This window comes from Treponema sp. R6D11 (genome assembly GCF_054786075.1).
In genome coordinates, this window is sequence record NZ_BDHD01000664.1 from 1 (window position 1) to 640 (window position 640).

The 640-nt window shown below is 45.0% G+C and carries 1 protein-coding gene; it reads left to right on the plus strand.

Annotated features, from left to right (window positions below):
* On the plus strand, positions 1 to 487 hold a 487-nt coding region (locus ACYVTD_RS15360), incomplete at its 5' end, for an OmpA family protein (RefSeq protein WP_461248570.1).
* Positions 488 to 640 lie beyond the last annotated feature (153 nt).

Sequence of the window (640 nt, forward strand, 5' to 3'; positions counted from 1 at the left end):
GTACTATCCGTACAAATTTACCGCAGTTGACGCGCTTGGAAACTCCAGCACAACAGAAGGCAAAATCGGCATTGATGTACTTGTTATCCGCGAAGGAGACAGGTTAAAGATTCAAATTCCGTCAATCCAATTCAGACCGAACTTTGCGGACTTTGAAGGATTACCCAAAGATGTTGTCGATAACAATATGCGTATCATAAGACGTATAGCGCAGATACTTAACCAGTTCCGCGATTACAAGGTTCAGGTAGAAGGACATGCCAACCCGACACAACCTGTGGGAGCGGCGCGCGACAGAGAAGAAGGCGAATTAAAGCGCATAAGCGAAGCGAGAGCGAAAGCTATTGTTGACTTGCTTGCTCGCAACGGCGTCGCACGCAACAGACTTACAGCCGTAGGAGCGGGTTCATCAAAACAAGTCGCCGCCTTTGAAGACCGCGACAACTGGTGGAAAAACCGCCGTGTGGATTTCTATTTGATAAAGTAGCAGATGAAATAAAATGACTAATAAAAAACCCGACCGCTTGGTCGGGTTTTTTTGCGACGGAAATTAATCGCTGCTTTTGTTTTTTTCTTTTCTTTCTTTTGTTCGCGTTTTTCTTTGAGCGTCTTTTGAGGCGCTTTTTTTGTCTCTTTTTTG